Below are 8210 nucleotides of genomic sequence, written 5' to 3' on the forward strand. Positions count from 1 at the left end.
AAATAAATTTTAAAATTATTGCAGGTATTATTCCTATCGCAATTGCAACTAAACCTAGGCCTAAGGTAAATATGGCAATTGGTATTATTAATAATGCTAATAAAAAACTATAAACAATTAAACTTAGTTGAAAGTTTACAGCTGATTTTCCGTGGTCGTTAATATATGAGCTTTCACTTTTTTTGGCTGTCCATAAAACAACAGGAGCAATAATATTTCCAAATGGAAAAACCCAACCAGCAAAACCACTAAGATGTGTTATTGCGCTATAATTTTTATCGTTTTGAGATATCATAATTCTATTTTTATTAGTTTCTTATGCAAATATATATATAAAAGATAGTAGTATGCAAGACATAGTACTGTTATTTAACATTTTTTTAACAAAAAGCAGATTTTTAGCGTTCATTATTTTTAACTATCTTGTTTCAAAATAAACTACTAAGAATGTATGAAGGTTACTGTAAAAAAAATGAATCGATTTTTAATGTTTAAACTGCCATCAGCTTTTTTGTGTGGTGTTAAATTGAAAGATTTAACTAATAAACAAGCCGTTGTTACGGTTACACATAAATGGATAAATCAAAATCCATTTAAATCTATGTATTTTGCAGTACAATCAATGGCTGCAGAACTTTCTACGGGTGCATTGGTTATAAAAAAAATACAGGAATGTGGTAGGCCAATTTCTATGTTGGTTACTCACCATCAAGGCAGGTTTACCAAAAAAGCTGTTGGAAAAATTAAGTTTGTTTGTGAAGATGGAAACTTAATTAATGAAGTTTTAAAACGAGCTATTAAGACAGGAGAAGGACAAACAGTTACTATGAAATCAGTTGGAATTGATGAAGACGGAGAACAAGTTTCTGTTTATGAATTTGAGTGGAGTGTTAAATTAAAAAGTTCAAAAAAGAAAAGTAAAAGTTAAAAAAAAGAAATAAATTATGAATGCACACGAAATAGAATATCAAATTCACGGTGAAGAAATGCAATATGTTGAAATTGAATTAGATCCGCAAGAAGGAGTAGTTGCCGAATCTGGAAGTTTTATGATGATGAATGATGGGATTACAATGGAAACTATTTTTGGCGATGGGTCTAATCAAGATGAAGGTATTTTAGGAAAACTGTTTTCTGCTGGGAAAAGATTGTTAACAGGTGAGAGTTTGTTTATGACTGTTTTTTCAAATAGTGGGATTGGAAAAAAGCAAGTTTCTTTTGCGGCTCCTTATCCTGGGCAAATAATTCCAATTGATTTAAGTGAATTAGAAGGTAAATTTGTATGTCAGAAAGATGCTTTTTTATGCGCTGCAAAAGGAGTTTCAGTTGGTATAGAGTTTTCCAAAAAATTAGGAAGAGGTTTGTTTGGCGGAGAAGGATTTATCATGCAAAAATTAGAAGGAGACGGCTTAGCGTTTGTACACGCCGGCGGAAATATGTCTAAAAAGCATTTAAAAGCAGGGCAAGTTTTAAAAGTAGATACAGGCTGTGTTGTTGGTTTTACAAAGAATGTAGCATATGATGTTGAATTTGTTGGTGGTATAAAAAATACCGTTTTTGGTGGTGAAGGTTTGTTTTTTGCAACCTTAAAAGGACCGGGAACTGTTTATGTACAATCTTTACCATTTAGCAGATTGGCAGGCAGAGTTTTAGCTTTAGCACCGAAAACAGGAAGTAAAACGAGAGGTGAAGGTAGTTTACTCGGGGGAATTGGTAATATTTTAGATGGTGATAACAGAATATAGAATATGGTATTAAGTATAACGTATCCAGTATTTAAAAAACAGCTGCCAGGTACCTAATTCTAACTTAACGTTTTTAATTCTTTATAATTTTTAGAGAGTCTTTTAAGTAAAATTCCATAAATAATTTTATAGTAGCCCCATAAAAGTCCAATAACAATAAATACCGACACTACTTGAGTAATTAGCATAATGGTTAAAAACTGATCTTCATCAATTCTATTATTTTTTGGGTTTAGTGTTTCCGCCATAAGTTCAGGATTAGAAAACATTATGATGTTAACAATTATAGATAATAGTACGTATAAAATTATATTATAATACACGTAGTAATTTACAGTTTTACGTGTTTTAATAATTTTTTGCATCAGTTTATTAGTGGATTCAATAACAGATATAGCTATATAATTTTTATAAAATAAGTAGATAAAAACTAGTACAACAATATAGTGTAATGCCTGTGTAACGTATAAAAAAGTTTTTAAATGAAATTTATCGTAAATTTCAAAATACCTTTCAGGCATAAGAAAGTTTAAAAAACTCCAAAATAAAAGTTCGGCAATACATATAATTAAAATCCATTTTACAATAGATGAGGATTTGTTATGAATTATCTTATAAATCTCATCATAAGATAATTTTGGAAATTTAGCATCCTGCTTTTTCCAGTCTTTTTTTAATACATCTAATTCATCCATAATTTACGGATTTAATATTGTTCTTAATCGGGTTTTAATTCGATTCATTTTTACACGTGCGTTTACTTCAGAAATACCAATTGTTTCAGATATTTCTTTATAGTTTTTGTCTTCTAAATACAAAAATATTAACGCTTTATCAATGTCGGACAATTGGTGTATTGCTTTATACATTAATTTTAATTGTTCTTCTTCAGTTTTATCATAATCTGTAGCTTTAATTTTGTGTAATACAGTATCAAAATCTTGAGTTTGTATTGTTCGTTTAGACTTTCTATACAATGTAATGGCTGTATTTAGCCCAATTCTATACATCCAAGTACTCAATTTAGAATCACCTCTAAACTTCGGATATGCTTTCCAAAGCTGAATTGTAATTTCTTGAAACAAATCGTTGTGCGCTTCTTGATTGTTTGTATAAATTCTACATACTTTATGAATGATATTCTGATTCTCTTGAAATTCAGAAATAAATTTATGTTCTAATTCTTTATTCACAAGCTAAGTTTGGTTTCAAATTATAAGTAGCATTTTAACTGAAAAAGTTACAGTTTGTTTAAAAATAAAAAGAGGCTGACTAAATTAAAATTTAGTCAGCCTCAGATAGTGCATTAAATATTTATCTGAATGTTATTCATTCTTTTTGATTTCAGCAATAAATTTATCCAATTCCACCCCGTATTTAGAAACCTTAATTTCTTTAGTTAACGATTTATGTACGGTATCTAATAATTTAAAATTGGCATTGAATAATTCTGTTAAAGCTATATATGGAGCAATTTCTTTATCTTTATGTTGCAGGGCGAAATTTGTGGTGTAGTAGTATTTACGTTTTAGTAAATTTTTTTCTTCATCCTCTAATTTTAATAGCAACACTTCATCATTATCTCTTTGAGCATCAAACTTATCTTTAATAAAATCTAATTCTTTTCCTCTAAATTGCTGAATCATTGATTTGTATTCATCTAATAATTCTTGATTTTTAGAACCTGTAATTTTAGTTGAAAAAAGTAATTTTTCGAGTTTAGAGGTTATTGTCAATGTTCCTTTTTCTCCAAAGAAGGGAATTTTCTCACTTTCTTTTTTATCAAGTGTTAAAAAATACATTTCAGGAGTTTCTAAAGCGTCAACTAAAACAAAGTTACTTAGTCCATTTACTTTAACCGAATCAACAGCAACTAATAAAGTATCTACAAATTTTTGGAGATACACAGTTCCTTTTTTAAGGCCATCAATGTTTCCATTTACAACCATACTTCCAGTTTTTTCTTTTCCACAAGAAATTAAAAGACTAACAAGTACAATACAACAAACTATTTTTTTCATTATAATTATTTTTAAGGCGACAAATATCTAATTTTTATTTCAATTATCATGAATTTAAGGAGCAACAATTCGCATTAATTCCGCAGTAAGCATTGCACCGTAAGTTCCAACAACATAGCCAAAAACAGCTAATAAAACACCAACTGTTGCCAAGGATGGATGAAAGGCAGCTGCAACAACAGGAGCAGAGGCTGCACCACCAACATTTGCTTTACTACCAATTGCTAAAAAGAAATATGGTGCTCTAATCATTTTAGCCATAAATATTAATAAAAACACATGAATCGCCATCCAAATAAGTCCCACAACAATTAATCCCGGATTGTCTAATATTTGTGTTAAATCCATTTTCATACCAATTGAAGCTACCAAAATGTAAATAAATACACTTCCTATTTTACTTGCTCCAGCTCCTTCATATTGTTTTAATCTTGTAAAAGATAATAGTATTCCTAAAGCGGTTGCAATTGTAATCATCCAGAAAAATTGAGATCCAAAGGATGACATTGCTGAAGTTTTGTCGCTAACAGATTCAAAATTTGCACTTAAAAAGTTTGAAATACTATTTGCTCCCCAATGTGACAATCCAACTACAACAAAAGCAATTCCTAAAATAACCATAAAATCTGCTAATGAAGGATTTCTACTATTTTTTGAAGAATAACTAGAGACTTTCTTTTTTAAGGTTTCAATAGCAGATGTATCTGCTTTTAACCATTTATCAATTTTATCCGATTTTCCAATTCCTAATAATAAAATAGCCATCCATATATTTGCAACTACAATATCTACAATTACAAAACTGGCGTAATTTTTTGTATTAAACTGATAAATTTCAAGCATTGCAGCTTGGTTTGCGCCACCACCAATCCAACTTCCAGCCAAGGTCGCTAAACCTCTCCAAACAGCATCTGGTCCAGCGCCACCAACAGTTTCCGGAGAAACAATTGAAACTAATAAAATAGCAAGTGGTCCACCAATTATAATTCCAGCGGTACCTGTTAAAAACATTATTAGGGCTTTAGGGCCTAAATTAAAAACAGCTTTTAAATCTATACTTAATGTCATTAAAACCAATGCTGCGGGTAATAAAAACCGACTCGCAACATAGTACAATTGAGATTTATGTTTGGTTATTTCACCAATTTCATTTACTGTTTGCCATTCTGGTGAAATAATACCTGTTGTGGTAAAAAAAGCAGGCATCATGTACGCCATTAATAAGGCGGGAATATATTTATAAAACTTTTTCCAAAATTTATTATCAGTTGTTGATGTGTAAAAAACAAAACCAAGTGTTAACATTAAAATTCCGAAAACAATTGTGTCTTCTGTAAAAAAGGGTGTAGTATCCATACGTAAATTTTCAATTTCGGCTAATTTAACAATTTTTATGAGTTTATTCATAAAAAATGAATATTTGGTTTCCTATATTTGTAGGATTAAAAATTAACCAAATGAACCGAGCGTGCTAAATAGTTTATTATTTACTAAAATTATAAATAGCGAACAGCATGTGACCCTTCAAAAAATTATTTAAACTCATGAAATATATAAAACTCTATTTTCTATTAGCTTTATTGATAGTTTCTTGTAAAACTGTTCAAGAAACAACAGATACAGTAATTAGTATTACTCCAACTGAAACGGTCGTTGATACCCGTGAAATTCAAGGTGGAATGTGGATTCCTTCATTATTAGAAGGTGTTAATGAAACCGAAATGCAAATGCTTGGTAGTAAATTAACTGCTAAAGATATCTACGATGTAAACAATTCAAGTTTAAAAGATGCTATTGTGCATTTTAACGGTGGATGTACTTCAGAAATTATTTCACCAAACGGATTGTTATTAACAAATCATCATTGTGGGTATGGTGCAATTCAGTCACATTCATCTGTTGAGCACGATTATTTAAAAGATGGTTTTTGGGCAAAGAGTTACGATGAAGAATTAGCAAACCCGAATATGTCGGTTACTTTTATAAAAAGAATTGACGATGTTACAGACGCAGTTTTTGCAGGTGTTACAGATGAAATGGATGAAGCTGCTAAAATGAAGTTAATCAATCAGAATATTTTAAAAGTGAATAAAGCTGTTGAAAAGGAAGCTTGGCAAGATTCTAAGATTAGAGCTTTTTATAAAGGCAATCAATACTTATTGTTTGTAACAGAAGAATTTAATGATGTTCGTTTGGTTGGTGCACCACCATCATCAATTGGTAAATTTGGAGCAGATACAGATAACTGGATGTGGCCAAGACATACTGGAGATTTTTCATTATTTAGAATATATGCTGATGCAAATAATAAACCAGCAGCATATTCTGAAGATAATGTGCCTTATACACCAAAACATCATTTGCCAGTATCTTTAGATGGAGTTGAAGAAGGAGATTTTACGTTGGTATTTGGTTTTCCAGGGAGTACAAACGAGTATTTACCAGCAGTTGCTGTAGATCAAATTGTAAATGTTTTGAATCCTGCTAAAATTGAAATTCGTGAAAATGCATTAAAAATTATAGATTCTTATATGCGTACGGATCCAGCAGTGAAAATTAAATATGCTTCAAAATATGCTTCAACGGCAAATTATTGGAAAAAATGGATTGGAGAAAGTCAAGGTCTTAAAAAATCGAAAGCAGTTGCGAAGAAAAAAGAGTTAGAAGATGAGTTTTCTAAAATAGTTGAAGCGAAAGATTTAGTTGGCTATTCAACATTATTAGCAGATTTTGAAAGATTATATAAAGAAATTGAAAGTGTTTCTTTAGCACGAGATTATTGGATGGAAGTTGCTTATAGAAATGTAGAATTATTAGGGATTACATTTAGAGCTTTTCAAATAGAGCAAGCGTATTTAAGAGGGGGCGAGCAAGGTTTTGAAAATGCTAAAAATGCTATTTTAAACAGATTAGAAGGTACTTTTAAAAATTACAGTGCAAAGGTTGATAAACCTGTTTTTGAAAAATTAATTGCGTTATACGCTAAAAAATCACCAAAAGCATACAGTCCTTCAAATTTAGAAGGTGTTAATTTTACAGATTTAGCAAACACCATTTATAGTACTTCTAAATTAATAACTTTGGAAGGAGCAAAAGAATTATTAACTGGTACTCCCGAAGAAGCAATTAAAAAATTAAATGAAGATACTGCGTATCAATTTGGAAAAGAATTTCACACAACTTTTTATACAAAGATTGAACCTAAATTTCAAGAGTTAAATCAACAATTGGTAGCGGTTCAAAAACAATATATGAAAGGTTTGATGGACGTTTTCCCTGATAAGCGCTTCTTCCCAGATGCAAATAGCACATTACGTGTAACTTACGGACAAGTAAATGGTTATGAACCTAGAGATGGCGTTTATTACAACACAACAACCTATCTGGAAGGTGTTATGGAAAAATTTGTTCCGAATGATTATGAGTTTGATGTACCTCAAAAGCTTCAAGATTTATACAATGCTAAAGATTTTGGCGATTATGCAGAAAATGGTAAAATGCCAGTAAATTTTATTGGAACAAATCATACTACTGGTGGTAATTCTGGTAGCCCGGCAATTGATGCGCACGGAAACTTAATCGGTTTAAATTTCGACAGAGTTTGGGAAGGAACCATGAGCGATTATAACTACGATGCAGATATTTGTAGAAATATTATGGTAGATATTCGCTACGTATTATTCATTGTTGATAAATATGCAGGTGCGAAAAACTTAATTGATGAAATGACTTTAGTACATCCAAAAAAGAAATAATAATTTAAATATAAACAGCAAACCAATGAAATACATTAAACTCTATTTAATAGTAGCGCTATTAACAATTTCTTGTAAAACAGTACAAGAAACAACAAAAGAAACAGCACAGGTTGTTGAGCAAGTTGCAACACCAGTAGTTCAGGATACCCGAGATATTCAAGGTGGAATGTGGATTCCTTCATTATTAGAAGGAATGAATGCCGAAGAAATGGCACAGTTAGGAATGAAAATGTCTGTAAAAGATATTTATGATGTAAATAATTCAAGTTTAAAAGATGCGATTGCTCATTTTGGAGGAGGTTGTACTTCAGAGATTATTTCTCCAAACGGACTATTATTAACAAACCACCATTGTGGTTATGGTGTAATTCAATCACATTCTTCTGTTGAAAACGATTATTTAAAAGATGGTTTTTGGGCAATGAATTATAGTGAAGAGTTGCCAAACGAAACGTTAACAGCCACTTTTATTAAAAGAATTGATGACGTAACTGATGCGGTTTTTATGGGTGTAGAAGACACTATGGATGAAGCTGAAAAAATGAAAATTATCAATCAAAATATCTTAAAAGTAAATAAAGCTGTTCAGAAAGAGGATTGGCAAGATTCATATGTGAGATCTTTTTTTAAAGGAAATCAATACTTATTATTTGTAACTGAAGTGTTTAAAGATGTTCGCTTGGTTG

At 30.6% G+C, this 8210-nt stretch carries 9 protein-coding genes; 4 read left to right on the forward strand and 5 right to left on the reverse strand.

All coding sequences use genetic code 11. The features are described from left to right. On the reverse strand, positions 1–295 hold a 295-nt coding region (locus AB1Z17_RS04045; protein ID WP_368050512.1), incomplete at its 3' end, for a DUF4870 domain-containing protein. Positions 296–451: 156 nt separating this feature from the next. On the opposite strand from AB1Z17_RS04045, the gene AB1Z17_RS04050 reads away from it, so the two are divergent. Both AB1Z17_RS04050 and AB1Z17_RS04055 read left to right on the forward strand, forming a co-directional pair. Beyond that, positions 452–928, forward strand: coding sequence for a DUF4442 domain-containing protein (locus AB1Z17_RS04050; RefSeq protein WP_368050513.1), 477 nt, complete (start codon positions 452–454; stop codon positions 926–928). Positions 929–944: 16 nt separating this feature from the next. Further along, positions 945–1745, forward strand: a complete 801-nt coding sequence (locus tag AB1Z17_RS04055; protein ID WP_368050514.1) for a TIGR00266 family protein — start codon at positions 945–947, stop codon at positions 1743–1745. Positions 1746–1804: 59 nt separating this feature from the next. Here AB1Z17_RS04055 and AB1Z17_RS04060 read toward each other — a convergent pair whose 3' ends face one another. The 4 genes from AB1Z17_RS04060 to AB1Z17_RS04075 all read right to left on the reverse strand — a co-directional run bounded on the left by AB1Z17_RS04060 (position 1805) and on the right by AB1Z17_RS04075 (position 5122). Then, on the reverse strand, positions 1805–2440 hold the full coding sequence (locus tag AB1Z17_RS04060; protein ID WP_368050515.1) for a hypothetical protein: 636 nt from the start codon (positions 2438–2440) through the stop codon (positions 1805–1807). A 3-nt stretch (positions 2441–2443) separates the two neighbouring features. Next, complete coding sequence (locus AB1Z17_RS04065; RefSeq protein ID WP_368050516.1) at positions 2444–2938, reverse strand: RNA polymerase sigma factor; 495 nt, start codon at positions 2936–2938, stop codon at positions 2444–2446. 132 nt (positions 2939–3070) lie between these two features. Then, positions 3071–3766 carry a DUF4369 domain-containing protein gene (locus AB1Z17_RS04070; RefSeq protein ID WP_368050517.1) on the reverse strand — a complete coding sequence of 232 codons (696 nt, stop codon included), beginning with the start codon at positions 3764–3766 and terminating at the stop codon, positions 3071–3073. 54 nt (positions 3767–3820) lie between these two features. Beyond that, a complete protein-coding gene (locus AB1Z17_RS04075; RefSeq protein ID WP_368050520.1) occupies positions 3821–5122 on the reverse strand; it encodes a DUF819 domain-containing protein in 1302 nt (433 codons plus the stop codon). Between the two features lie 188 nt (positions 5123–5310). Here AB1Z17_RS04075 and AB1Z17_RS04080 point away from each other — a divergent pair, with 188 nt between their 5' ends. Together AB1Z17_RS04080 and AB1Z17_RS04085 are read left to right on the forward strand one after the other, a co-directional pair. Further along, positions 5311–7521: a S46 family peptidase gene (locus tag AB1Z17_RS04080; RefSeq protein ID WP_368050518.1), complete on the forward strand. Its 2211-nt coding sequence runs from the start codon at positions 5311–5313 to the stop codon at positions 7519–7521. 25 nt (positions 7522–7546) lie between these two features. Beyond that, positions 7547–8210, forward strand: a 664-nt coding sequence (locus AB1Z17_RS04085) for a S46 family peptidase (protein ID WP_368050519.1), incomplete at its 3' end; no start/stop codon positions are given.

The sequence above is a fragment of the Lutibacter sp. genome, assembly GCF_040883305.1.
Lineage (GTDB): Bacteria > Bacteroidota > Bacteroidia > Flavobacteriales > Flavobacteriaceae > Lutibacter.